24 protein-coding genes and 1 riboswitch are annotated in these 25,291 nt (G+C 71.8%); of the genes, 5 read left to right on the top strand and 19 right to left on the bottom strand.

Annotated elements, in window-relative coordinates; all coding sequences use genetic code 11:
- Positions 1–33 precede the first annotated feature (33 nt).
- Entirely contained in the window at positions 34–1,647 is a 1,614-nt protein-coding gene (locus ACWDEN_RS39965) for an amidohydrolase (RefSeq protein WP_351609185.1), read from the bottom strand.
- Between the two features lie 69 nt (positions 1,648–1,716).
- Complete coding sequence (locus ACWDEN_RS39960) at positions 1,717–2,157, bottom strand: Lrp/AsnC family transcriptional regulator (RefSeq protein ID WP_351609188.1); 441 nt, start codon at positions 2,155–2,157, stop codon at positions 1,717–1,719.
- 244 nt (positions 2,158–2,401) lie between these two features.
- Between ACWDEN_RS39960 and ACWDEN_RS39955 the strand changes: the two genes are divergently transcribed.
- The gene (locus ACWDEN_RS39955) at positions 2,402–2,836 is read left to right on the top strand and encodes a hypothetical protein (protein ID WP_351609191.1); all 435 of its coding nucleotides are present in this window, start codon (positions 2,402–2,404) and stop codon (positions 2,834–2,836) included.
- Between the two features lie 6 nt (positions 2,837–2,842).
- On the opposite strand, the gene ACWDEN_RS39950 is transcribed toward ACWDEN_RS39955, so the two are convergent.
- The 8 genes from ACWDEN_RS39950 to ACWDEN_RS39915 form a co-directional block, all read right to left on the bottom strand.
- Positions 2,843–3,940, bottom strand: a complete 1,098-nt coding sequence (locus ACWDEN_RS39950) for a phosphotransferase family protein (RefSeq protein WP_351609194.1) — start codon at positions 3,938–3,940, stop codon at positions 2,843–2,845.
- Between the two features lie 50 nt (positions 3,941–3,990).
- The gene (locus tag ACWDEN_RS39945; RefSeq protein ID WP_351609196.1) at positions 3,991–5,091 is read right to left on the bottom strand and encodes a hypothetical protein; all 1,101 of its coding nucleotides are present in this window, start codon (positions 5,089–5,091) and stop codon (positions 3,991–3,993) included.
- A 345-nt stretch (positions 5,092–5,436) separates the two neighbouring features.
- Positions 5,437–6,609 (bottom strand): acyl-CoA dehydrogenase, encoded by a 1,173-nt coding sequence (locus tag ACWDEN_RS39940; RefSeq protein ID WP_351609199.1) that lies wholly within the window; start codon positions 6,607–6,609, stop codon positions 5,437–5,439.
- Positions 6,610–6,893: 284 nt separating this feature from the next.
- Complete coding sequence (locus tag ACWDEN_RS39935; protein ID WP_450862851.1) at positions 6,894–7,547, bottom strand: TetR/AcrR family transcriptional regulator; 654 nt, start codon at positions 7,545–7,547, stop codon at positions 6,894–6,896.
- Between the two features lie 81 nt (positions 7,548–7,628).
- Positions 7,629–7,769, bottom strand: coding sequence for an SCO1431 family membrane protein (locus ACWDEN_RS39930; RefSeq protein WP_351609204.1), 141 nt, complete (start codon positions 7,767–7,769; stop codon positions 7,629–7,631).
- A gap of 348 nt (positions 7,770–8,117) precedes the next feature.
- Positions 8,118–9,488, bottom strand: a complete 1,371-nt coding sequence (locus ACWDEN_RS39925; protein WP_450862849.1) for a peptidase C39 family protein — start codon at positions 9,486–9,488, stop codon at positions 8,118–8,120.
- A 211-nt stretch (positions 9,489–9,699) separates the two neighbouring features.
- Complete coding sequence (locus ACWDEN_RS39920; RefSeq protein WP_351609306.1) at positions 9,700–11,241, bottom strand: amino acid permease; 1,542 nt, start codon at positions 11,239–11,241, stop codon at positions 9,700–9,702.
- Between the two features lie 64 nt (positions 11,242–11,305).
- On the bottom strand, positions 11,306–12,262 hold the full coding sequence (locus ACWDEN_RS39915; RefSeq protein WP_351609210.1) for a hypothetical protein: 957 nt from the start codon (positions 12,260–12,262) through the stop codon (positions 11,306–11,308).
- Between the two features lie 217 nt (positions 12,263–12,479).
- On the opposite strand from ACWDEN_RS39915, the gene ACWDEN_RS39910 reads away from it, so the two are divergent.
- Together ACWDEN_RS39910 and ACWDEN_RS39905 are read left to right on the top strand one after the other, a co-directional pair.
- On the top strand, positions 12,480–13,100 hold the full coding sequence (locus tag ACWDEN_RS39910; protein WP_450862855.1) for a uridine kinase family protein: 621 nt from the start codon (positions 12,480–12,482) through the stop codon (positions 13,098–13,100).
- A 427-nt stretch (positions 13,101–13,527) separates the two neighbouring features.
- Complete coding sequence (locus tag ACWDEN_RS39905; RefSeq protein ID WP_351609213.1) at positions 13,528–15,390, top strand: AAA family ATPase; 1,863 nt, start codon at positions 13,528–13,530, stop codon at positions 15,388–15,390.
- A gap of 106 nt (positions 15,391–15,496) precedes the next feature.
- Here the strand turns inward: ACWDEN_RS39905 and ACWDEN_RS39900 are convergent, their stop codons facing one another.
- The 9 genes from ACWDEN_RS39900 to ACWDEN_RS39860 form a co-directional block, all read right to left on the bottom strand.
- Positions 15,497–16,570 carry a hemolysin family protein gene (locus tag ACWDEN_RS39900; protein ID WP_450862846.1) on the bottom strand — a complete coding sequence of 358 codons (1,074 nt, stop codon included), beginning with the start codon at positions 16,568–16,570 and terminating at the stop codon, positions 15,497–15,499.
- Positions 16,567–17,901: a hemolysin family protein gene (locus tag ACWDEN_RS39895; protein ID WP_351609219.1), complete on the bottom strand. Its 1,335-nt coding sequence runs from the start codon at positions 17,899–17,901 to the stop codon at positions 16,567–16,569. Before ACWDEN_RS39895 ends, ACWDEN_RS39900 begins: the two co-directional genes overlap by 4 nt.
- Before the next feature lie 256 nt (positions 17,902–18,157).
- Complete coding sequence (locus ACWDEN_RS39890) at positions 18,158–18,622, bottom strand: PH domain-containing protein (RefSeq protein ID WP_450862844.1); 465 nt, start codon at positions 18,620–18,622, stop codon at positions 18,158–18,160.
- Between the two features lie 15 nt (positions 18,623–18,637).
- Entirely contained in the window at positions 18,638–19,495 is an 858-nt protein-coding gene (gene hisG, locus ACWDEN_RS39885; RefSeq protein ID WP_351609223.1) for an ATP phosphoribosyltransferase, read from the bottom strand.
- Between the two features lie 59 nt (positions 19,496–19,554).
- The gene (locus ACWDEN_RS39880) at positions 19,555–19,827 is read right to left on the bottom strand and encodes a phosphoribosyl-ATP diphosphatase (protein ID WP_023552153.1); all 273 of its coding nucleotides are present in this window, start codon (positions 19,825–19,827) and stop codon (positions 19,555–19,557) included.
- A 33-nt stretch (positions 19,828–19,860) separates the two neighbouring features.
- Complete coding sequence (gene ribH / locus ACWDEN_RS39875; RefSeq protein WP_351609226.1) at positions 19,861–20,346, bottom strand: 6,7-dimethyl-8-ribityllumazine synthase; 486 nt, start codon at positions 20,344–20,346, stop codon at positions 19,861–19,863.
- 23 nt (positions 20,347–20,369) lie between these two features.
- Positions 20,370–21,674: a bifunctional 3,4-dihydroxy-2-butanone-4-phosphate synthase/GTP cyclohydrolase II gene (locus ACWDEN_RS39870; RefSeq protein ID WP_351609229.1), complete on the bottom strand. Its 1,305-nt coding sequence runs from the start codon at positions 21,672–21,674 to the stop codon at positions 20,370–20,372.
- Entirely contained in the window at positions 21,671–22,312 is a 642-nt protein-coding gene (gene pnuC / locus ACWDEN_RS39865; RefSeq protein ID WP_351609232.1) for a nicotinamide riboside transporter PnuC, read from the bottom strand. The genes ACWDEN_RS39870 and pnuC overlap by 4 nt, the downstream gene beginning before the upstream one ends.
- Positions 22,309–22,917 (bottom strand): riboflavin synthase, encoded by a 609-nt coding sequence (locus ACWDEN_RS39860; protein WP_351609234.1) that lies wholly within the window; start codon positions 22,915–22,917, stop codon positions 22,309–22,311. The genes pnuC and ACWDEN_RS39860 overlap by 4 nt, the downstream gene beginning before the upstream one ends.
- Positions 22,918–23,073: 156 nt before the next feature.
- A riboswitch (FMN riboswitch) is annotated at positions 23,074–23,204 on the bottom strand.
- A 313-nt stretch (positions 23,205–23,517) separates the two neighbouring features.
- Between ACWDEN_RS39860 and ACWDEN_RS39855 the strand changes: the two genes are divergently transcribed.
- Entirely contained in the window at positions 23,518–24,408 is an 891-nt protein-coding gene (locus tag ACWDEN_RS39855) for an RNA polymerase sigma-70 factor (RefSeq protein ID WP_450862840.1), read from the top strand.
- Positions 24,409–24,513: 105 nt separating this feature from the next.
- Positions 24,514–25,266 carry an SDR family oxidoreductase gene (locus tag ACWDEN_RS39850; RefSeq protein ID WP_450862838.1) on the top strand — a complete coding sequence of 251 codons (753 nt, stop codon included), beginning with the start codon at positions 24,514–24,516 and terminating at the stop codon, positions 25,264–25,266.
- Positions 25,267–25,291: the final 25 nt, after the last annotated feature.

Genomic DNA, 25,291 nt, shown 5'->3' with positions numbered 1-25,291 from the left:
GGCGAGCGATCGCCGCCGCGCCACCCCCGTAGATCACTCGCCCGGCCGTACGAACACCGTCCGTCCGCCCACCACGGTGCGCAGACAGACCGGCAGGTCGCGGCCCGGGGTGAGATCCGGCAGGCCGGGCGTGCCGGAGCGCGGGTCCGTCGACCAGCGGGCCACCCGGTCGTCGGGGGCCTGGACGACCAGCTCGTCGGTGCGCCAGACCGCGTAGTCGGCGGGCGCGCCCGGCACCAGGACGCCGGCGTCGTCCCGGCCCACGGCCCGCCAGCCGCCGCGCGTGTGCGCCGTGAAGGCGGCCCGGACGGAGACCCGGTGCTCCGGCGTGTGATGGAACGCGGCGGCGCGGACGGTGCCCCACGGGTCGAGCGGGGTGACCGGGCTGTCGGAGCCGAAGGCGAGGGGCACACCGGCGCGCAGCAGGGCCGCGAAGGGGTTGAGGGTGCGGGCCCGTTCGGCGCCCAGTCGCCGGGCGTACATGCCGTCCTCGCCGCCCCACAGCGCGTCGAAGGCGGGTTGCACGGAGGCGATCAGGCCCAGCTCCGCGAAGCCGGCGACCGTCTCGGGGGTGAGCATCTCGGCGTGCTCGACGCGATGCCGCGCGGCGCGGATGCGGGCGAGGCCGAGCTTCTCCGCCGCGGCGCGCACGCCCTCCACGACGGCGGTCACGGCGGCATCGCCGATGGCGTGGAAGCCGGCCTGCAGGCCCGCCTCGGTGCAGGCGACGACATGGGCGGCGACGGCCTCGGCGTCCAGGTAGGCGGTGCCGGTGTGGCCGGCGTCGGCGTACGGCTCGTGCAGGCAGGCGGTGTGCGAGCCGAGGGCGCCGTCGGCGAAGAGGTCGCCCGCCGCCCCCACGGCACCCAGTTCCCGTGCCTTCCGGACGTTCTGCTCGGCCCAGTAGCCGACCACACGCGGCCCGGGCACCGCGGCGGCGAGCTTCAGCAGGCCGGTGAAGTCGTCCTCGGAGGAGATCTGCGGGCCGCCGCACTCGTGCACCGAGCCGATGCCGAGCGAGGCCGCGTGGGCGAGGGCCGCGCGCTGGGCCCCGGCGCGCTGGGCCGGGGTGATGGCGGCGAGGGCGGCCTCGCGGACGGTGTGGTGGGCGTCGGCGGTGAGCGGGGCGTCCGCGCGGGGGACGTCGCCGGGGATCAGGTCCAGCAGGGCGGTGGTGACGACCGCCGAGTGCACGTCGATGCGGGAGAGGTACAGCGGGCGGCCGCCGGTGGCCTCGTCGAGTTCGGCGCGGGTCGGCGGGCGGCCGCCGGGCCAGCGGGCGGCGTCCCAGCCGTGGCCCAGCAGGACGCGGTCGTCCGGGCGGCCGGCGGCGAAGTCGCGGACCAGGGCGAGGGCCGCCTCCAGGGTGGGGGCGCCGGACAGGTCCAGGCCGGTCAGGGCGAGACCGGTGGCGGTGGTGTGTACATGGGCGTCGGTGAAGGCCGGGGTCACCAGGGCGCCGTCGAGGTCGATCACCTCGTCCACGCCGTCGGCGAAGGCGTCGGCGGCGCCCTCCGAACCGACCCAGGCGACTTGGCCGCGCTCCACCACCATCGCCGTGGCGAAGGGATCGGCGGGGCTGTGCACCTCGCCTCGGCGCAGCAGGACGGTCTCGGGGGGCCCGGAGTCGGCGGTGCGGTCGTTCATGGCGGACAGTTTCCCGCCCCGGCCGGCGTCGGCTGTACCCGGGGCGGCCGCAAGGCACCCGTGGGGTGATCAGATCCGGGGCGGTCGCGCCTCGTACGGCGTGGACAGCACCACCGTCGTGCGCGTCGACACCCCTGCCAGACCGCGCAGCCTCGCCAGCAGCTCTTCCAGTTCGTGCGGGGTGCCCACCCGCACCTTGAGGATGTAGTTCTCGTCGCCGGCGACGCTGTGGCAGGCCTCGATCTCGGGCACGCCGGCGAGGCGGTCCGCGATGTCGTCGGGGGCGCTGGGGTCGAACGGTTTCACCGAGATGAACGCGGTGAGCGGCAGCCCGACGGCCTCGGGGTCGACCACCGCGGCGTAGCCGCGGATGACGCCACGCTGTTCCAGCCGGCGCACGCGCTGGTGCACGGCCGACGTGGACAGCCCCGTGGCCTTGCCCAGGTCTGTGTAGCTCATCCGCCCGTCCTTGACGAGCAGCTGCACGATCTGTCGGTCCAGCTCCTCCATGGCGCCAAAACCTACAGTGCGCGTGATCTCCTGGGATAGCCGAGAGCGCAGGTCATGGCCGGTTCGATACAAAAGGCGCCGCACAGGGCCCGCAGAGGGCACCTGCACGCGGCATGTGACGAACGCCACACGTCTCGAAGGGGCTCCGTGATGTTCTCGTGATTACCGCCGAGGGCGGGCGGGAAGTGCTTGCTGTGGTCGAGGCCGCAGCGCCGTAACGGCCCAGCCTTAGGGGGAGAATCCCATGCAGAGTGTCCATCGCCCTGGTCGATCCGCGTCCAAGCGGCAGCAGCCGGTCGTCGAGCCCGAGCCGGAGGGCGTCGAACCCGACGCCCTCGACGACGAACCGGACGCCTACGACACCTTCGAGATGTACCGGGTGATCTGCCCGGACTGCGCGCAGCCGATCGCGCTGCTGGCGGACGAGCGGGTGCTGCCCGAGCACGCGCTGTGCGCCTCGCCGTGGAACCCGTTCGGCCTCACGGTCTGTGCGGGCACGGGCCGTTCGGCTGCCGACGCCCGTCCCGCGGACGAGTCCTTCGCGCCGCAGGAGCAGGGCACCGCCCTGCTGCTGACGCTCCCCCAGGGTCTGGACTGGCGCACGCAGCCCTTCTCGCACGTCGGCGGCCCGGGCTCGCGCCCGATGCGCGTACCGGCGATGCGCCGCCAGGCCGCCTGAGCCGCCTCACCGCGTCCAGTACACGCCCTGCACCATGGCGCGCAGGCTGTCGTGGTGCAGGATCAGTGTGTCCGGGTCCGCCGGGACGGCGACCTCCCCGAAGTACGCCTGCCGGTAGGCGACGCGCAGCATGACGATCGCGTGCCGCAGGGCGGCGTAGAGGGTGTGGAAGTCCATGTCGCGCGGGGTGTGGCCGGTCAGGCGCGCGTAGCAGGCCTCGACGCGGTCGCGGCGCAGGAGGTCCGGCAGTCCGCGCCGGCCGGAGGCGACCGTGAGGTCGTGGAAGAAGCGGTGCAGATAGACGATCCAGCCGAGGTCGACCTCGCGCGGGGCGAGTGCCGCCATCTCCCAGTCCAGGACGGCCACGGGGTCGAAACCGTCGTAGACGATGTTCCCGATGCGCGCGTCGCCCCAGCTGAGGACGGGTTCGCCCCCTTCACACGGCCACAGCTCCTCCAGCCGGTCGAAGGCGGCCTCGATGAGGGGTGAGCGGGGCAGGCCGTCGATCACCCAGTCGTAGTAGGCCCGTTGGGCCGTCACATGACGGCGCAGCGCGTCTCCCGGCCCGGGCCCGGCGAGGAACTGCGCCTCGGCGAGGGGCACTTGGTCGTGCAGGCGGGCCAACAGGGCGACGGTGGAGGCCTCCAGGTGCTCGCGTTCGGCGTCGCTCGCCCCGTGCAGCCAACTGCCCTCGTAGGTGTACGGCATGACGTCCGGCGGCACGCGGCCGGCGACCCGCTCCATGACGAAGAACGGCGCCCCGAGCGGGCCCGGGTCCTCCTCCAGCCACAGCACCCGCGGCACGGGCACGTCCGTGCGCTCGGCCACCAGGCGCAGGGTGCGGTACTGGCGGGCCATGTCGTACTCGGGGAAGACGGTGTACGCCGCCGGGTCCGCGGCGAGCCGCAACGCGCAGGCCCCGAAAGGCGCTTCGGGGTGCTCGAGGTCGAACAGGAGGGTCTCGCTGGACATGCCGTTGGTGGCCGGGACGGTGACCCCGGTGGCCTTGGCGCCGGGCAGCCGGGTGCCGAGCCAGGCGGTCAGCCGCCGGGCGAGCTCCTCGGGGTCGCGGGTGGTGGTACGGGGACGCGGTGCCGTGGCCATGCGGGCTCCTCCCTCAGGTACGACCGATGTCTCAAGGCGCAACCGACGCCTCAGGGTGCGACCGAGTCGAAGCCGGTGAAGCCGCTCGGGTCGTGCCGGCCGAACGAGCCGTGCTCGAAGATGCCGTAGCCGGTCCGTCCGTCCAGCCGGAAGCGGGCGGAGTGGTCGGTGACGCCGTAACCGGCCAGCGGGTGGGGCAGGGTCATGTCGTAGGTACGGCGATCCGTCCAGCCGGGGCCCCGCCACGTGCCGTGCTGCCAGTCGTCCGCCGGCGGATAGCCCGCGCCGAGCGCGAGCGGCGAGGAGGCCAGGATCTCGACGTCAAGCTTCCGCGACTCCCGCGCGTCCCCCAGATGGATGACCGCCCGTTCCGGGTGGCGGGTGCCGGAGCGGTATGCGATGTCGGTCTGCGGCCAGCCCAGTTGGCGGTCGCGCCGGCCGGGGCGGACCAGGGTGGCGTCGTTCAGGGAGCGGTGGCCGTCGGCGTCCTCCTGGGTGATGACCATCAGGAAGCGGTCCTCGAAGCGGACCGGGCACCAGATCCAGTGGAAGCCCTCGGTGGGGTGGTCCGCGGCGAGCCGCCCGCCGTCCTCGCCCGGGACGGGCCGCACGCCCCAGCTGCGGTCCCGGGTGCCGGTCCAGTCGTCCGCGGTGACCCGGAACTCCTCTCCCCCGGCCCGGAGCACGCCCTGCGCGGTACCCGCCTGGACGAAGCGGCGGCCCTCCAGGGTGAGCCGGTCGCCCCGGCGCTGGAGGTGGTGCGGCTCCCAGAGGGCGGGGAAGGCGGCCGTCCAGGTGAGGTCGTACGACAGCTGCTCGTCCTCGCAGATCAGGCGCAGCTCCCCCAGCGGCCGCGGGACCTCGATGCGCAGCGGTCCGACGGCGAGCCGCATCCGGTCCTCCCCCAGGGCGTCGGAGGCGCGTACGGCGTGCAGGGTGTCCCCGGTGCGCAGGGTGGCGTAGGCGTCGATCACGCCGAGGTTGGGGTAGACGCCGAGGCCGAGGATGAGCAGGGCGCGGCCGGCGTGGTCGAAGACGTGGAAGATGCAGCGGTCGTAGGCGTTCCGGTCACCGGTCGCCACGTGCCTCATGGACAGCGGCACCTGGTGCACCGGGTACTCGTCGAGCGGTACGGGACGGTCGTCGGCCACGGTCACCCCCTGAGCGATGGTCGGCTGACGGTACGTCAGTTGGCCGGAGGAGACCAGAGGGGGGACGGGATGGGCCTGAACTGACGCTCGATTCCGCCGGGCGGTGACCTGTCCGGCCGCTGCCGCGTTGCCCGGGTATGGCCCTCATGCACTCGGTCACCGGGCGTCAGCGCCGCATCTTCGTCCCTCGCCCCGCAGAATCGGTTCCGCCGCCGCCCGCGCCGCCGGATCCGCCCATCTACCGCGACCTCATGCGGACCTGGGCCGACCGGGGCCGGACCCTGCCGGGCCGCCACGATCCGGAGTGGATCAGGCTGGCGGCCCCGACGGTCCTCACGGGGCAGTTCAGCGGCCTTCGGGTCCCGCCACGTGACGGGCGATGACCATCCGCTGGATCTGGTTGGTGCCCTCGACGATCTGCAGGACCTTGGCCTCGCGCATGTAGCGCTCGGCCGGGAAGTCGGCGGTGTAGCCGTAGCCGCCGAGTATCTGCACGGCATCCGTGGTGACCTTCATGGCCGTGTCGGTGCAGTGCAGCTTGGCCATGGCGGCCTGCTTGGCGAACGGCTTGCCGGCGTCGCGCAGCCGGGCCGCCGCGAGGTACAGCGCACGGCCGGCCTCGATCTGGGTGGCCATGTCGGCGAGCATGAAGCGCAGGCCCTGGAAGTCGGCGATGGGGTGGCCGAACTGCCGGCGCTGCGTGGCGTAGGCGATCGCCTCGTCCAGTGCGGCCTGGGCGAGGCCGATCGCGCAGGCGGCGATGCCGAGCCGTCCGGAGTCGAGGGCGGACAGGGCGATGAAGAAGCCCTGGCCCTCCTCGCCGATCCGCCGGTCGTCGCCGACGCGGACCCCGTCGAGGTGGACCTGCGCGGTGGGCGAGCCCTTCATGCCCATCTTCTTCTCGGGTACGGCCCCGCTCAGGCCGGGCGCGTCCCCGGGGACCAGGAAGGCGGTGATCCCGCGCGGACCCTCCTCGCCGGTGCGGGCCATCACGGTGTAGAAGTCGGCGATGCCGCCGTGCGTGATCCAGGCCTTGGTGCCGTTGATCACCCACTGGTCGCCGTCGCGGACGGCCTTCGTACGCAGGGAGGCCGCGTCGGAACCGGAGGACGCCTCGGAGAGGCAGTACGCGCCGAGCAGGCCACCGCCGAGCATGGCGGGCAGATGCTCGACCTGCTGCTGCTTGCTGCCGTAGGTGGCGAGCGCGTAGGAGGCGAGCGTGTGCACGCTGACGCCGAGGCCCACGGTGAGCCGGGCCGCGGCCAGCTCCTCCAGGACCTGGAGGTAGACCTCGTAGGGCTGGTCGCCGCCGCCGTACTCGGAGTCGTACGGCAGGCCGAGCAGGCCCGCTTCGGACAGCAGGGTGAAGACCTCGCGCGGGAAGCGTCCCGCGTCCTCCTCCTCGGCGGCCTTCGGCGCGATCTCGCGCTGGGCGATGTCCCGGACGAGCGCGAGCAGATCCCGCGCCTCCTCCGTCGGCAGCTGACGCTCCACCGGCTGCGGGTCGCGGTCGGACATGGCGTCGGTCTCCTCCCTGGTCGGGCACCGGCGGTCTGGCCCTGTGGGTGGGGGCGGCTCCGCCTGGTCGTTCCATGATCGCCGAAGGGGCCCTCTCCCGGGTCTCGGAAGCGGCTGACCAGCGGCTGTGCGCTGTGAGTATGCCCGATCAGCGACCTCCCGTCACCAGTTAACGACCGCTTACTCCAAGAATCCAGTCGGAACCTGTCGTGGCCCTGGAAGCCGGCTCGAACCGTCGAGGCAGTGGTCCGGTCCTGCGGTCGGCACGGCCACCGCTCCTGCTGTCAGATGTCGCGGCGGGCCGGCTGCGGCGCCGGGTAGGCCGGGTCCAGTTCCTCGACGGCGCGCAAGGCTCCGCCGAGCGTCTTCACCAGCAGCTCGCGCATGGTGTCGCGGGACAGCTCGGGGCGGTCGATCCAGTCCAGGGTCGCGCCCTCGACACCGCACACCCAGGAAAGCAGGCCCATCCGGGCGAGCGGGGGGAGGTCGCCGCGGCCGTAGGCCCCTTCCGCGATGGTGGCGATGATCGCCTCGCGGACGCCGTCCCGGATGGCGTGCACCTCGGCGTCGAAGCCGACGCCGCCGCTGACGATGGTGCGGTAGGCGGCCTGGTGGTGCTCGGCGTAGCGCAGATAGCCGTCGACGGTGCGGTGGACGCGCTCCACCGCGGGCATCTCCGGGGCGCTGCCGGCGAAGGTGACCAGGTCGGCGACGGAGTCCTTGACGATCGCCAGGTAATAGCCGCGCTTGGACTGGAAGTAGTAGTAGATCAGCCCCTTGGCGACATGTGCCTGGCGGGCGATGTCGTCCATGGACAGCGCGTCGTAGGACGTGTCGGCGAACAACTTCCGCCCGATGGCGATGAGTTCGGCGCGACGGGCCATCGAGCGCTCGGTACCGCGCATCCGGGGACGGACGGCGGCACGCTGATGCGGCATATTCAATTTCGACCCTGTTCCAGGCGGTCGGCGGGACCTCCGCAGTATGTCAGAACATGCCGCACACGTGAGCGGGTCGCGTCAGAGCAGGCCGAGCTGGGTCACGAGCATCGCGAGGACCGCCACGAGGACCCAGCCCATGACGTGCTCGAGGATCTTCGGGCCGTCCTCCTGGGGGCCGCCGGTGCGGGCGCGGGGGGCGGTGGCGGGGTGTGCGGTCATGCTGGTTCTCGCTCAGGTCGGTGGTACGGGCGCGGTCCCCCCGGCCCGCCCGTCCACCTTGCCACCCGCGGCGGCGGGTGCGGCGATGAGCTTGCTCACAGGGTCGGCGCGCAGCGGCGAGGCGTAGACCAGCGCCGCGGTCAGCGGGGATCGGTGGAGTGCCGGTCAGGGTGAGGGCGAGACCGGATCGGAGGACGATGCCCGTGCCGGCGCCGCTGAGGACCGCTCCAGTGCGGAACAGGGCGGGCTTCATGCGCTGAATGCTCCTGTGCCCCGAGGCCCGCAGCGTGTCCCTGCTGGACTGGCTGCGGGCCGCGTGCGCCGCCCGCCCCCGGTCGCGGCAGACGGTCAGTGGATCCCGACGCTCCGCAGAGCACGGCGCTGGCCCGGTGCAGGGTGGGCCGGAAAGTAGAGGTAGCAGACTCCCCCGCTACCGGAGACGACCTTGCCGGAGGCGTTGTACCGCTTGGTCCTGAGCCAGATGTTCTCGAACTCCCGGCGCAGATAGACCCGTCGTACCGCGTCGTCGCTCGGCGAGGCCGGGTCGTTGGCGATCACGTCGCCGTCCGCGGTGAAGCCGATCACCGTCATCAGATGGCCGGAGGTGCCGTAGCCGGCGCCGGTCAGCTCGGTCTTCAGGAAGGACTGGGACGTCATGGCCGGGATGCCTGCCGCGATCAGCGTTTCCAGGTCGGTGAGCGAGGCGAGGCGGGTGACCACACCCTGGATGCCCTCGAAGGTGGCCGCGTAGGCGGCGTTGAACGGCCAGTTGCCGCAGCCCTGGTACTGGTAGTCGTAGGTGAAGCGGGCGGCGTGGTCCACCTGGGGGTCGGCGTAGGAGGGGTCGACCCAGGAGAGCTGCCCGGGGGTCAGCCGGCCGCCCCAGTACTCGATGATCATCTGTGAGGAGGTGGGGCTGCACCAGGCCTCGCCGCCGTTGTCGTACTGCGGGTACTGGCCCTTGTGGATCTCCTGGGAGTAGCGCGGTACGACCAGTTCCCGGGCGAGGCCGGGAGTGGAGGCGGGGACGGTGAAGCGGTCGGGGATGTCGGACCCCATGGCGCCCAGCCGCCACACGGTCGGCGTCAGGTGCGTCCCCGGCCTGCGGTAGAGGGTGAGACGCAGCCGGTACGACGTCAGGCGCAGGCCGGTGCTCGCGTCGTCGATGGCGAAGGTGTCGGTGGAGATGGTGCTCTTGCCGTCGGCCTGGCCGTCCACCGAGGTCCGCTTGATGTCCTGGTCACCGGCTGCCCAGCGGCCCATCACGTACCACGGGGTCTCGGTGCCGTCGGAGTACGTGCCCTGGAGCTCCACCTGGAGCCAGGTGCCCTCGGGGGTGTGGGCGTTCCAGGAGGAGACGACCTCGGTGGCGGGGACGGTGAGCCGGTGGACCGGGGAGGTCCAGGTGGCGTACTCCCAGGTGGCGGTCGTACCGGTGTGCGGATCGGTGTAGTCGGTGCGGCCGGCGGGGGCGCCGATCACGACGCCGGGGCGGGCGCCGGCGACGGCCCGGACGCCCTGGGCGGCGCCGAGGCGCCACTCCCGGTACGTGGTCCAGGCGTGGTAGTCGACCGTGCGGGCCTGCGCCTCGCCGGTGTCGTCGGCCTCGGCGGCGGGTCGCTGCGCGGCGGCGGCAACGGGGGCCGTTCCGCCGGCCGCCGCCACGGCGACGGCTGCGGTGAGGACGGTTCTGCGGGACGGCTGCTGGGCTCTGCTCATGGGCGCGATTACCCCCAGGTGTCCGGTGATCCGGTGCGGTTCGTGCGCCAACTATGGAGCAGGCGGCATGGCGCTGCCAGCACTTCTGCGCATGCCACGCCATCAATATTGGTCTGGGCCACTGGAGGGCCCGAAGGGGCGCGGGGCGGTACCCCTGTGCGGCTCCGCCGCGTGGGCGCACCACACCCCGCGCCACCCGTGGTGCCCGGCGTCAGACGAGATCCATCGCCGCGACCTCGTCGGGCCGGCCATAGCTGATCGGCCCCTGGAAGCGGCGGCGGGCGGTGGCCCACCACCACACCGTCGCCACGACCAGGACGGCACCGAGCGCGATCGGCGCGTAGTTGAAGGAGTCGACCGTGATCGGCGAGGCCTGCGGCAGCATGAACAGGACGCTGCTGAGCACGATCCAGATCACCGCGAGCCAGCCGACCGGCCGCCCCCAGCGGCCCAGGTGCCAGGGCCCGGGCTGGAACTCGCCACCGAGCCGCAGCCGCAGGAAGATCGGCACGGCGTAGGCGAGGAAGAGACCGACCACGTTGACGCTGACGATCGCGGTGAAGGCGGTGTGCGACCACCAGCCGGGCACCACCAGGGCCACCGAGCAGACCACCGCGAGCCACACCGCCTTCACGGGCGTCCGGGTGCGCGACGAGACCGAGTGCCACCAGCGGGAGCCGGGCATGGCGCCGTCACGGGAGAAGGCGAAGATCTGCCGCGTGTTGCTGGTGAGGTTGGCGAGGCCGCAGAAGAGCATCGCGCCGATGACGATGAGGAGCATGACCTTGGCGGCGCCGAGGCCGAGGCCGTCGATCAGAATCTGGACGGGCGGCGCCGCCGAACCGGCCTCCTTGGCGTAGTCGCCAATGCTGTAGACCAATGCCAGCATCAGGATCAGACCGGTGATCGCCGAATAGCCGATGGCGCGGGTGATCCCCTTGGGCGCGTTGACCGTCGCGTGGACCGTTTCCTCGGACATGTGGAAGCTGCCGTCGAACCCGGTGAACGTCCAGCTTGTGACCAGCAGACCGAGCAGGCCGCCGTAAAGGCCGCTCGAGAAGCCGGTGTTGTTCTCGAAATGCGTCACGAAGGACGCCGGCTGATGATGACCGGGGATCACTATGAGTGCGCCGACGATCACGACGAGTCCGATCAGCAGCCACCACACGGAAATGCGGTTCAGTACGGCGACGAGCTGCACGGTATAGGTGTTGGCGAGGCCCTGCACGACGATGATCAGGGCCGTGATCAGCACCGTCTGGTGCATGGTCGGCCGGTAGGACGGCCACTGCAGCTGGATGAAGGCCTGGATGAAGGTGGCCGCCGCATAGCCGGTGGCGGCGGTGCCACCGATCTGGCCCACGAAGTTCAGCCAGCCCGTGTACCAGGACCAGGCACCCTTGTGCCGCTTTGCAAGTTTACCGGCGGAGAAATACAGGGCACCGCTCGTCGGATACGCCGAGGCGACTTCCGCCATGGCCGCGCCGATGAGCAGTACCATGACGCAGACCCCGATCCAGCCGAAGACGAGAATACGGGGGCCGCCCGCGTTCATACCGAATCCGAAGGACGAGAAAATACCCGAGAGGATATTGATGATGGTGAACGAGATCGCGAAATTGTCGAACGCCTGGAAGCGCCGGGTGAGTTTCCGCGGATAACCCATCGCATGCAGGGTCGCGTCATCGTCGAACGCGACCGGGTCCTCGCCCGCGCGGGCCTTCGCCCCGCGCGTCGATGTCCGTTCCGACACGGTTCGGCCTTTCTCTGAGGGAATCTCCGGGTGAATCCGGGTGCAGGTGCGGAGCAGGTGCAGATCAGTCGGGCCGGGGGACGGGCAGTCCGCAGACGCGCCGGGCCCGGGAGAGCTGCTCGGCGGGGTCGCCGAAGGCACTCCAGGGCATGCGCGAGGCGTACGGGCCCATGGCCGTGAACACCGCCCGGGCCTCGAACTCACGCTCGGCCATGACCAGGGCGTGCGCGAGGTAGGCGAGGTCGAGCACCGGAGTGAAGCGGTAACGGCTCACCGCGGGCAGCCAGTTCTGGTAGATCGCCAGCGCGGTGGAGCGCCACTGCGGCTGTTCCCAGACGCGGTCGGCGAGCAGCCGGGTGGGGTTGTAGCTCTCCACCAGGGCCACCAGCGGCAGCAGCCGGAGGGCGGAGTCGGCGGGCGCCCGCTGGCTGAGGAAGGCGGCCACGTCCCAGGCGGCGTTGACCGATCCGCCGTACCGCGTGAAGAAGCACGACAGGAAGCGGTGGTGGCCCTCGCGGTGCCAGGGATCCAGCGACAGGACGTGCGAGAACAGCCGCCAGGGCCCGGGCGGAGCGGTGAGCAGGCCGTGCGGGGCCGGGTCGCGCAGCCGGTGCAGCCGGGCCATGGCGAGCTTGGCGACCCAGGGCGTGGGGTCCTCGGGGGCCATGGCGGAGGCCCGGTCACAGGCGGTCAGCGCGATCCGCTCCAGTGCCTCGGCGCGCTCGTCGCGGGCGTCGGCGGCCCGCAGCGCGCGCTGCACCGCGACCCGGGCCCACATCAGCGCGGACTCGGGTGTCGGCTCCTCGGCGAGCCAGCGCTCGACCAGATCGGTGCCGGCCGCCTCCGAGGCGAGGACCAGCGAGCGATGGGCGCGCAGGGCGAAGTCGGTACGCGTCTCGGCGAGGGCCTCGTACGCGTATCGATAACGTCCGGCGCGCACATCGACGCATACGCTCGCCAGGACACGGTCGTCGGCCGCCGGATGCCACACATAGTGCCCCTCGAATAACTCCGCGGCCATGTCCCCCTGCCAGTACCCGTACGGCGCACAGCGGTTGCGCTGGAGGGCACCCTACTCAGCGGCGGGCACACCCGGAACGCCTAATTCGACATATCGGTCAGGGGATTTCGCGAATGTTTATCCAGGCCATTGACTGGCCGCCAGCCGGTGATTCAAAACGCGACGACAACTACACTGTTCCGGAAACCGCCCACACCCACCCACCCCGGGAACCACCATTCGTGACCTCGCCGCCCGGCTGCGCGGGCTTCCCCCCTCCCTCGGGCCGGTCCGGCTGATCGGCGTCGACGGGCACGCCGGCTCGGGAAAGTCCACCTTCGCCGGGCACTTGGCCACCGCGCTCGGCGGGGCTCCGGTGCTGCACCTCGACGACGTCGCCAGCCACGAGCAGCTCTTCGAGTGGACCGACCGGCTCACGGACCAGGTGATCCGGCCGTTCGCCCGGGGCGAGAGCGCCTTCTACGCGCCCTACGACTGGCACGCCCGCGGCTTCGGCGCACCGCGCCCGCTGCCGGCCGCACCCGTGGTCCTCCTCGAGGGCGTCGGCGCCGGCCGCCGGGCCCTGCGGCCGTATCTGGCCCTGCTGCTGTGGATGGAACTGGCCCGGGAGGAGTCCTGGACGCGTGGCCGGCTGCGGGACGGGACCGAGCAGCGGGAGTTCTGGAAGGGCTGGGTCGAGGCGGAGCAAGCGCACTTCACCGCGGACCCTTCGCGCCCCCATGCCGATCTTCTGGTGCTGCAGGCGCCAAAGGGGTACGAGGTGCTGCCGGGCCCCGGGTCAACTCGTGGACCGGACCAAAGCGTGACCCAGAGTGACGAATCTTCCGCGTTGTGGTGAAGTCGTGAAGACCCTTGCGGGGGAACTTCTCCCGGTGCCTCAACTCCGCTTGACCGGGGGGCCGTACAGGTCTTACGTTCTCAATGAGCGGTCATTCGGGACCGCCCCCATACGCGAAGCCCCCGGTTGTTCCCCCGTGACCGGGGGCTTCGTTCTGTCTGCCCACCTTTTTCCGGGCGCCCCGCGCACCGATCCGCTCACCCTCGGTCACCGATCCGTGCGCGCCCCGTCTGCTCCCACCTCGCCAAACGGCCCGTGCGGCACCCTTCGGCACGCGGTCGTCGCGCGGGTACGATGCCCTCGGTGCGACCTTCGAGGCTGCCTCGCGCACCTGTAACTCCGGTCCGCGGAACGGCGGTTCGACCGCGGCGACGTCGGGCGACTGCCCGGTGGTGAACCACGGGGGCACGGTCTGTGGGGGGACGGGATGGACTTCGGCACGCAGGGCCCAGAGGCCCCGGCCGACCTGGCCTGGCTGCGGGGTGTGGACGCCTACACGATGGGCGCCTACCCGCAGGCGGAGGAGGAGTTCCGCACCGCGGTGCGGATGGACCCGGGCATGGCCGACGGCTGGCTCGGGCTGCACGCCCTCCGGGTCGACACGACGACCTCGCTGCTCAGGATGTTCCGGCACCGCGAGCGCTTCGGCGAACAGCGCGCCCGGCACCGCCGCACGCTCAACTCCTGGTACTGGCTGGGCTGGTGGGTGCAGCCGGTGCTGGAGAGCCCGCGCGATCTGCTGCTCGCGCACGCCTCGCACTGGCTGGACGGCCGGCACGTGCCCGAGCTGGACCGGGCGCTCGCCGGGCTGCCCCCGGTCGACACCGACCCGCAGGTCCGCTTCCTGCACGCCTGCCGCGCCTATCTGGTCAAGGACTGGGAGCAGCTGGTACGGCACACCGACCCACTGCTGGACGATCCCATGCTCGGCATCGAGGCGGGCCTGTTCGGCGGCATGGCCAGGGTCCGGCTGGAGATGTACGGCCAGGCCGAGCCCCTGCTGTCGGCGGCACTGATGCGCTGCCGCAGCGAGCAGCCGCAGCGCAAGGAGCTGCGCTACTGGCTGGCGCGGGCGCACGAGGGCACGGGACGCTCGGCGGCGGCGCTCCCCCTGTACCGGGCCGTGCACCGCGTCGACCCGGCCTTCATGGACACCTCGGCACGGCTGGCGGCGATCGCCGAGGGCGACGGGTACGACGAGACCGCCGACCTGGCGGCGATCACGCTGACCGGTGCCGGGCAGGACAGCGTGGACGGGCCCGACGGCTTCGATCCGCTCTTCGGCACCGAGGGGCGTGATCTGCGGCTGCCGGAGCCGGATCTGCCGACGGGGCCCCTGCCGTCGGTGACCGATCCGGCGGTGCGGATCAGGACCGGTGTCTCCTCGTCCCCCATTCCGGCCGGTCCGACCGATCCCGCCCTGCTCGAGGAGGCGCTCGCCGAGCTGGAGCGCATGGTGGGGCTGGAGCCGGTGAAACGCCAGGTCAAGGCGCTGTCCGCGCAGTTGAACATGGCCCGGCTGCGGGCCGGGCAGGGGCTGCCGGTGCAGCCGCCGAAACGGCACTTCGTCTTCTCCGGGCCGTCGGGCACCGGCAAGACCACGGTGGCCCGGATTCTGGGGCGGGTGTTCTACGCGCTCGGGCTGCTCGGCGGTGACCATCTGGTCGAGGCGCAGCGGGCGGACCTCGTCGGCGAGTACCTCGGGCAGACGGCCGTGAAGGCCAACGAGCTGATCGACTCCGCGATCGGCGGGGTGCTGTTCGTGGACGAGGCGTACTCGCTGTCCAACTCCGGGTACGGCAAGGGGGACGCGTACGGCGACGAGGCCCTGCAGGTGCTGCTGAAGCGGGCCGAGGACAACCGGGACCACCTGGTGGTGATCCTCGCCGGCTATCCGGAGGGCATGGACCGGCTGCTGGCCGCGAACCCCGGACTGTCCTCCCGGTTCACGACCCGCGTCGACTTCCCCTCCTACCGGCCGCACGAACTCACCGAGATCGGCAAGGTGCTGGCCGCGGAGAACGGGGACGCATGGGACGAGGAGGCCCAGGAGGAACTGCGCTCGATCGCCGGGCACGTGGTCGAGCAGGGGTGGATCGACGAACTGGGCAACGGCCGGTTTCTGCGCACGCTCTACGAGAAGAGCTGCGCGTACCGGGATCTCCGGCTGTCGACGTATGCGGGCGCGCTGTCGCGGGAGGACCTGGCGACGCTGCGGTTGCCGGATCTGATGCAGGCGTACGGGGAGGTGCTGTCGGGGCGGGGGCCGCACGATCCGTCGGGCATGTAGCAGCGCCCCGAAGGGGGCGCGGGGCCGTGTTCGCCATGCGGCCCCCCGCGCGGGCGCGACCGGCCACAACGCACCGCCGGCCGCGCCGCTCCCCGCACCACCCGGGCTAGGAGGCGAGCAGCTGCTCCGACTCCCCGCTGTTCCGCGGCTCCGGCATCTCGCGATGTGCCGGATCCCGTACCTCGCCCACCAGCAGCTCCAGGACGTCCTCCAGGGCCACCAGACCCAGCACCTTGCCGGAGGCGTCCGCGACCTGGGCCAGGTGCGTGGCCGCGCGCCGCATGACCGTGAGGGCGTCGTCGAGCGGCAGCTCGGCCCGCAGGGTGGCCATGGGGCGCCAGACCTGTTGCGGGACGGCACGGTGGGATTGCTCCAGGTCGAGGACGTCCTTGACGTGGACGTACCCCATGAAGGGGCCCTTGTCCGACGCGGCGACCGGGAAGCGTGAGTACCCGGTGCGGGCCGTCAGCTCGACGATCTGGCCCGGGGTGACCGACGGGGCCACCGTGACCAGGGACTCCCGGCGCAGCAGGACGTCCGTCACCGGGCGGGAGCCCAGTTCCAGGGCGTCCTCCAGGCGTTCCCGCTCCTCGGGGTCGAGCAGGCCGGCCTGGCCGGAGTCCTCCAGCAGGCGGTTGAGCTGCTCGCTGGTGACGACGGCCTCGACCTCGTCCTTGGGCTCGACACGGAAGAGCCGCAGGATGGCCTGGGCGCAGGCGCCGAGGGCCACGGTGATCGGCCTGCACAGGCGGGCGAACCAGACCAGGCCGGGGCTCAGCCACAGCGCCGCCTTCTCGGGGGCCGCCATCGCGAGGTTCTTCGGCACCATCTCGCCGATGACCAGGTGGAAGAAGACCACGGCCGCCAGCGCGATGACATAGCCCAGCGGGTGGACCATGCCGTCGGGGAGGTGGACCGCCGCGAACACCGGCTCCAGCAGATGTGCCACCGTCGGCTCGGCGACCGCGCCCAGCGTCAGCGAGCAGACCGTGATGCCGAACTGGGCCGCGGCCATCATCTGGGGCAGGCGCTGAAGGCCGTAGAGGACCTGGCGGGCCCGCGCCGTACCCAGCGGTTCGATCTGGCTGCGGCGCACGGACACGAGGGCGAACTCGGCGCCGACGAAGAAGCCGTTGGCGAGCACGAGCAGCGCGGCGAAGACCAGTTGGAGGACGCTCATCGGGCGGCCTCCATCACGTTCGCCGCCGGGGCCGTCCTGACCAGGCGGACCCGTTCGGCGCGGTAGTGGCCGACCTGGCGGACCGAGAGCCGCCAGCCGGGGAGTTCCGCCTTGTCACCGGGGGCCGGGATACGGCCGAGCAGGTCGGCGACGAGTCCGGCGACCGTCTCGTACGGCCCTTCGGGCACGTCCAGGCCTATGCGCTGGAGGATGTCGACGCGGCAGCTGCCGTCGGCGTCCCAGGCGGGCCGGCCGTCCTCCGGCGGGGCGGGGGCCAGCTCGGGCATGTCCGTGGCGTCGTGCTCGTCGCGGACCTCGCCGACGAGCTCCTCGACGATGTCCTCCAGGGTGACCACGCCCGCCGTGCCGCCGTACTCGTCCACGACGACGGCGATGGGCTGCTCGGAGCGGAGCCGGGCGAGCAGGGGCTGGACCGGCAGGGTCTCCGGGACCAGCAGCGCCTTGCGGGCGATGCGGGTCACCGGGGTGCGCAGGCGGTCGTGCACGGGGACGGCGAGGGCGTCCTTCAGATGGGCCATGCCCACGATCTCGTCGATCTTCTCCCGGTAGACGGGGAAGCGGGACAGGCCGGTGGCCCGGGTGAGGTTGACGACGTCCTCGGCGGTGGCCGAGTCCTGGAGGGCGCTGACCTTCACGCGCGGGGTCATGACGTGCTGCGCGGTCAGCTCGCCCAGGGACAGGGTGCGGACGAACAGGTCGGCCGTGTCCTGTTCCAGGGCGCCGGCCAGCGCGGAGTGCCGGGCGAGCGAGACGAGTTCACCCGGGGTGCGGGCGGAGGCCAGTTCCTCGGCGGGTTCGACGCCGAGGGCCCGCACCAGCCGGTTGGCGACGGTGTTGAGCGCGGCGATCACCGGGCGGAACAGGGAGGAGAAGCGGTGCTGGGGGCCGGCCACGAACCGGGCGACCGGCAGCGGCTTGGACACCGCCCAGTTCTTGGGCACGAGCTCGCCGATCACCATCTGGATCGCGGAGGCCAGCAGCATGCCGACGATCACGGCGACACCGGAGACCGCGCCGTCCGGGATGCCGGTGGCGGCGAACGGGCCGTGCAGCAGCCCGGCCAGGGCCGGTTCGGCGAGCATGCCGACGACCAGGGAGGTGATGGTGATGCCGAGCTGGGTGCCGGAGAGCTGGAAGGACAGCTCCTTGAGCGACTCGGCCACTCTGCCGGCCCGGCGGTCGCCCTCGGCGGCCGCCTTCTCGGCGTCCGTGGCCTCGACGGTCACCAGGCCGAACTCGGCCGCCACGAAGAATCCGTTGGCGAGGATCAGCAGGAAAGCCGCTCCCAGGAGCAGCAGGGAGATGGTCACGCTGCCACCGCCTCCCCGGTATGTCGGGTCGGGGCGGCGCAGGTACTACAGGACGATCCGTCCATCGCTGGAGGGAGTCACTCCTCGGGTAGCAGGAACCCCTGTGCACCGGGTGGTGCCCCAGGGGCGGAGGCGCAGCGAAACGGCCTCCGTCACCAGATTAATCAAGACACGGGCCAGTGGGGCAGAGTCGGCGACCCCGAGTCAGCCCCGGTCTGTCCCCGAGCCGCCCCTGATCCGGCCCGATCCGCCCCGATCAGCCCTGGTCCTCGACCGGGTGGGCCGCGGAACGGGCCTCGGCGAGGGCCCGCAGGGCCTGCGCGTCGGCGATGGCGCGCTGCTTGGCGAGGCCCGGCTGGATGCCGAGCGCGGGCAGGCTGGTGCCGTCGCTGAGGTTGAGGAACACCCAGGGATCCCCCGGACGGAGGTTGACCTGGACGATCTCCGCCCACTCCAGGTGCCGCTCGCCGACGATGTTGACCACGGTGACACCGGACTCGTCGGCGACGACCTTCACCCGGGCCAGCTGGGCCAGCGCCCAGAAGATCAGCGCCCCGGTGACGACGAAGCTCGCCCGCTCCCCCGGGCCGAGCTGCTCCAGCAGCATCGCGACCCCGGAGATGGTCAGGAAGATCGCGACACCGGCGGTGAGCAGGATCACCCGGGTATGGCCGGGCCGGAAGGTGACGGGAAGGGCGGGAACGGAAGGGGCCTCGGACATCTCGGTGCGCACCCCTTACAGGCGGCAGGCGTGGATGGCCGTGGTGAGGATGGCGCGGGCGCCGATGGCATAGAGGTCGTCCATGATCCGCTGCGCCTCCTTGGCGGGGACCATGGCACGGACCGCGACCCAGCCCTCGTTGTGCAGCGGGGAGACGGTCGGGGACTCCAGGCCGGGGGTGAGCGCGACGGCCTTCTCCAGCTGCTCGACGCGGCAGTCGTAGTCCATCATCACGTACGTCCGGGCGACCAGGACGCCCTGGAGGCGGCGCAGGAACTGCTGGACCTTCGGCTCGGCGTCCTCCTCGCCGTCGGCGTCGGTGCGGCGGATGACGATCGCCTCGGACTTCATGATCGGCTCGCCGAAGACCTCCAGCCCGGCGTTGCGCAGGCTGGTGCCGGTCTCCACGACGTCGGCGATGACCTCGGCGACGCCGAGCTCGATCGCGGTCTCCACGGCGCCGTCGAGGTGGACGACGGAGGCGTCGACGCCGCTGTCCTCGAGGTGCCTGGCCACGATGCCCTCGTAGGAGGTGGCGACCGTCTTGCCCTTGAGGTCCTCGACGCCGCCCGCGGTGCCCGGCCTGCCGGCGAAACGGAAGGTGGAGCGGGCGAAGCCGAGCGGCAGGATCTCCTCGGCGTCGGCGCCGGAGTCGATCAGCAGGTCGCGGCCGGTGATACCCAGGTCGAGGCGGCCGGAGGCGACGTAGATCGCGATGTCGCGCGGGCGGAGGTAGAAGAACTCCACCTCGTTCCCCGGGTCGACGATCCGCAGCTCCTTGGACTCGCGGCGCTGCTGGTAGCCGGCCTCATGCAGCATCTCCGCCGCAGGGCCGGACAGTGAACCCTTGTTGGGGACGGCGATGCGCAGCATGAGGTCGGATTCCTTTGCGTGAAGGGGTTTCTACGGCTTTTCGGCTTGTGGCGGGCGGACTACAGGTGGGCGTAGACGTCGTCCAGGGAGATCCCGCGGGCGACCATCATCACCTGGACGTGGTACAGCAGCTGGGAAATCTCCTCGGCGGCCGCCTCCTTGCCCTCGTACTCGGCGGCCATCCAGACCTCGGCGGCCTCTTCGACGACCTTCTTGCCGATGGCATGGACACCCTTGCCGACCAGTTCTGCGGTGCGGGAGGTGGCGGGGTCGCCGTGGGCGGCCTTCTGCTGGAGCTCGGTGAAGAGCTCCTCGAACGTCTTCTTGGACATGGTGTCCTTACCCTACGCGCTCCGGCCGGTGCCTCAGTGCCAGGGTTCGGATACTGAGCGGAGCGTCGCCGCGGTCGCGACCGCGGCGGTCACCGCCTCGTGGCCCTTGTCCTCGCCCGAGCCCTCCAGGCCGGCCCGGTCCAGGGCCTGCTCCTCGGTGTCGCAGGTGAGCACGCCGAAGCCGACGGGCACGCCGGTCTCGATGCTGACCTGCGTGAGGCCCTGGGTGACGCCCTGGCACACGTAGTCGAAGTGGGGGGTGCCGCCGCGGATCACGACGCCGAGGGCGACCACGGCGTCGTAGCCGCGCCCGGCCAGCACCTTGGCGGCGACCGGGAGTTCGAAGCTGCCGGGGACCCGGATCAGGGTCGGCTCGTCGATCCCCAGTTCGTGCAGGGCGCGCAGGGCGCCGTTCACCAGACCGTCCATCACCTTCTCGTGCCACTGCGCCGCGATGACGGCGACCCTGAGGTCGCTCGCGTTGCGTACGGACAGTTCCGGTGCACCCTTGCCGCTCACGTGTCTCCTAAGTGCTTTCTTGCTTACTGGTTGCCACAGGTGGCCGCGGCCACGGAGGCCGGCACGGCGGGCGTGTCCAGCCAGGGCAGGTCGTGTCCCATACGGTCGCGCTTGGTGCGCAGGTAGTGCAGGTTGTGCTCGCCCGCCTGGACGGGCATCGGCTCGCGGTCGGTGACCTTCAGGCCGTGGCGCTCCAGCGCGTCCGTCTTGTCCGGGTTGTTGGTCATCAGCCGGACGCTGCGCACGCCGAGGTCGGCGAGGATCCGGGCACCGGCGCCGTAGTCGCGGGCGTCGGCGGGAAGGCCGAGTTCGAGGTTGGCGTCCAGGGTGTCGCGGCCGCGTTCCTGCAGCTCGTACGCCCGGAGCTTGGACAGCAGGCCGATGCCGCGCCCCTCGTGGCCGCGCAGGTAGACCACGACCCCCCGGCCCTCCTGCTGGATGCGCTGCAGGGCGGTGTCCAGCTGGGGGCCGCAGTCGCAGCGCAGGGAGCCGAAGACGTCACCGGTGAGGCATTCGGAGTGGACGCGGACCAGGACGTCCTCGCCGTCGCCGAGCTCGCCGTGGACGAGGGCGACGTGTTCGACGCCGTCGGTGGAGCGGTAGCCGTAGGCGGTGAAGGTGCCGTGCCTGGTGGGCAGGCGGGTCTCGGCCTCGCGGCGGACGGTGGGCTCGCTGCTGCGGCGGTAGGCGATCAGGTCCTCGATGGAGATGATCGTCAGGCCGTGCTTGCGGGCGAACGGGATCAGCTCGGGCAGGCGGAGCATCCGGCCGTCCTCGCCGGCGATCTCCACGATGGCGCCGGCCGGGCGCAGGCCCGCGAGCCGGGCGAGGTCGACGGCGGCCTCGGTGTGGCCGTTGCGGACGAGGACGCCGCCGGACTTGGCGCGCAGCGGGAAGATGTGGCCGGGGCGGACGAAGTCCGTCGGCTCCGCCGTGCCGCTCGCGAGGAGCTGCAGCGTGGTCGCGCGGTCCGCGGCCGAGATGCCGGTGCTCACACCGTGAGCGGCCGAGGCGTCCACGGAGATGGTGAACGCGGTCTTCATCGACTCGGTGTTGTCCTCGACCATCTGCGGCAGCCGCAGCCGGTCCAGTTCCTCGCCCTCCATGGGGGCGCAGATCAGTCCCCGGCACTCGCTCATCATGAAGGCGACGATCTCGGGGGTGGCCTTCTCGGCGGCGACGACGAGGTCACCCTCGTTCTCCCGGTCCTCGTCGTCCACGACCACGACCGGGCGGCCGGCCGCTATGTCGGCGATGGCCTGCTCGACGGGGTCGAGGCCGAAGCTCTCGAAGGCGTCCGTGTCGTACAGCAGCGGTGCCGAGGTCATGCCGGGGCTCCTTCCAGGACGGGCTGCGGGCTCCTGCGGGAGCGCAGCCACCAGTCGCGCATGCCCCACAGGACGAGTGCGCCGTAGATGACGTAGACGAAACCGGAGAAGGCGTAGCCGTTGGCGAAGTTGAGCGGTACGCCGACGAGGTCGACCAGCAGCCACGCGATCCAGAACTCGACCATGCCCTTGGCCTGGGCGTACATGGCGACGACGGTGCCGACGAAGATGTAGGCGTCGGGCCAGGGGTCCCAGGACAGCGACGGGTAGGCCGTGAAGAGCAGGGCCACAGCGACCGTGCCGACGGCGGCCGCGCCGAGCATGGCCGCGCGCTCACGCCAACTGGCGAACCGGGGGGCGATGTGGCCGTCCTCGGCCCGGCCCTGGTTGCGTCGCCACTGCCACCAGCCGTACAGGGCGACCGCCATGACGACGACCTGCTTGCCGGCGCTGCCGGCCAGGTGGCCGTAGAAGGCGGTGAACAGGACGAGACCGGAGAGGAACTGCACGGGCCAGGTCATCAGCGAGCGGCGCCAGCCGAGGGCGAGGGTGATCAGGCCGAGGATGTTGCCGGTCATGTCCGACCAGATGATGCGCTGGCCGAGGAGGGTGAAGGCCTCGGAGTTCAGCCAGTTCACTTGGCGGCTCCCTGGGCACGGTCGCCGAGGAGCCGCTCGACGTACTTGGCGACGACGTCGACCTCGAGGTTGACCGGGTCGCCGGGCTGCTTCACGCCGAGCGTGGTCAGGGCGAGGGTGGTCGGGATGAGGCTGACGGTGAAGTGGTCGGGGCCGGCGTCCACGACCGTGAGGCTGATGCCGTCGACGGTGATGGAGCCCTTCTCCACGACGTAGCGGGAGAGGTCCGCCGGGAGGGAGATCTTCACGATCTCCCAGTTCTCGGAGGGCGTGCGCTCCAGCACCTCTCCGGTGCCGTCGACATGGCCCTGCACGATGTGCCCGCCGAGACGCGCGCCCACGGCCATGGGACGCTCGAGGTTGACGCGGGAGCCCACGGTGAGTGCGCCGAGGCTGGAACGGTTCAGGGTCTCCGCCATCACATCGGCGGTGAACTCGTCGCCTTCGTGCTCCACGACGGTGAGACAGACCCCGTTCACGGCGATGGAGTCGCCGTGCTGCGCGCCCTCGGTCACGACGGGGCCGCGGAGCCGGAAGCGGGAGGCGTCGCCGAGGTTCTCGACGGCGGTGACCTCACCCAGCTCTTCGACGATTCCGGTGAACACTTCCCGGGTCCTCCTGCCTCTTCGGGCACGGACTCCGGGGCCTGTCGATGACGACAGAATGTACGGGTGAGCACGCCGGGACGACGCCGAAAGAGGCTCGTCCGCGCACGGACAAGCCCAGATACGGCGACGCGCACAGCTGAATGTGCCCGCCCGCCGCGCACTGCCTCCCATCCGGACTTTAACCGTCGGTCCAGGAATTTCACCTGGTCAACCGGCCGCTGGAAGCGACCGGGTCGCGGACTGTAACCGCCGGTTCGGACTTTCACCGACCCCGGAGTGCGCTGCTTCTGGTACAGAGCCAGTGTGCCACGCCGGGCGGCCCTCCCGACAGGCGGAGCGTGTGGGCTCCCTCACAGCACGTGTCGCCCGCCTTGCGCGGTGCGGTCGGACGGCGCAACCTCCGGCCGTCCAGGGCGGGTTGCCCTTGGTCCGGACCCATTGACCCCTCTGGTCTAGTCCTTTTATCGTTCGGGCGGGTCCGGTGGCGGTGACGACGGCCCTTGCCCGCCGCCGGGCCGTCAGGACGCGGAGCCGCCGGGACGCCGGGACGCCGACGCCGCGATCGGTCGCCGCCGGGTGTCTGGCAGGGTGAGGCGCATGACGCCATCGCCGCCCTCCGACGAGTTCGAGTCCCACCGGCCCCGGCTGTTCGGCCTGGCCTACCGCCTGCTGGGCTCCGCCCACGAGGCTGAGGACGCGGTGCAGGACGCGTATCTGCGGTTCAGCGGCACCGACCGGGCGGCGGTCGAACATCCCGGGGCATGGCTCGCCAAAGCCGTCACCAACCTCTGCCTGACCCGGCTCACCTCGGCGCGGGCGCGGCGCGAGGAATACCCCGGGACCTGGCTGCCCGAGCCGGTGGTCACCTCCGACGGCGCGCTCGGGCCGCTGGAGTCGGCGGAGCGGCGCGAGCAGGTCTCCATGGCCCTGCTGGTCCTGCTGGAGCGGCTGACGCCGACCGAGCGGGCCGTGTACGTGCTGCGGGAGGCCTTCGGTTACGCCCACCGGGAGATCGCGGACGTCCTGGACCTGAGCGAGGCCAACTGCCGTCAGCTGTACCGGCGGGCGGTGGCCCGGGTCGCCGTACCGGAGGGCCGCTTCGAGCCGGCGCCGGAGCGGCAGGAGGCACTGCTCATGTCCTTCCTCACGGCGGCCCGCGAGGGCGACCTGGCCGGTCTGGAGAAGATGCTCGCGGCGGACGTCACCTACTGGGGCGACGGCGGTGGCCAGGTGTCCGCGGTCAGGCGGCCGGTCGAGGGACGCGAGAAGGTCGTGCGCTTCCTGGTGGGCGGGGCCGAGCGGTTCACGGGCGGCCTGGACTTCGCGGTGGCGGAGGTCAACGGCGCGAGCGCGCTGGTCGCGTGGGCGGGCGACGTGCTCGCCGGGGTGGCGTCCTTCGAGCTGCGGGACGGGCTGATCACCCATGTGCGGACCGTGATGAACCCGGACAAGCTGGCCTACATGCAACGGCAGCTCACACGGCCGTAGCGGAGCGGGTCCCCGGGCTTGTCACATTCGCCGGGGGCTGCGTGGTCTCAGCTGTCGAAGGTGCTCCGACCCGGGGCACGCGGAGTCCGGAGGGACGGGAACAGCATGACCACGATCCTGGTGACCGGCGGGACCGGCACGCTCGGCCGGTGTGTGACGGAGCGGCTGCGGGCGGAGGGGCACGAGGTGCGGGTGCTCAGCCGGCACACACCGCCGTACGCCGTCGATCTGCGCGTGGGCGGAAGCGGTCTCGACGCCGCGCTCGCCGGGGTGGAGACGGTGGTGCACTGCGCGAGCAGTCCGCGGGGCGGGGACGAGCAGGCGGCCGGGCATCTGATCGCGGCGGCACGGCGGGCCGGGGTGGGCCACCTGGTGTACATCTCCATCGTGGGGGTCGACCGGGTGCCGTTCGGCTACTACCGGTCCAAGCTCGCGGTGGAGCGGCGGATCGAGGAGTCGGGTCTCGGCTGGACCGTGCTGCGGGCCACGCAGTTCCACGACCTGCTGGTGACGCTGTTCCAGGGGTTGGCCAAGGCGCCCGTCATGCCGGTGCCGGCCGGGGTGCCGGACCAGCCGGTGGAGGTGGCCGAAGTGGCCGCTCGCCTCGTCGAGTTGGCCGTCTCGGAACCGGCCGGTCGGGTGCCGGACATGGGCGGTCCGGAGGTACGGTCGCTCGACTCGCTGGCCCGCGCCTATCTCCGGGCGACCGGACGGCGCCGGGCCGTGGCGAACATACCCCTCCTCGGCACGACCTATCGCGCCTTCCGCGCGGGCGGCCATCTGGCACCGGAGCAGGCGGTGGGCAAGGGCAGCTTCGAGGAGTACCTGGCACGACGGTTCGAGAACAGGACGGGCTGAGCACCCCGGCGCCTGCGCGACGACC

It is taken from the genome of Streptomyces sp. NPDC001153 (assembly GCF_053598315.1).
This window is presented reverse-complemented; position numbering and strand designations above follow the sequence as displayed.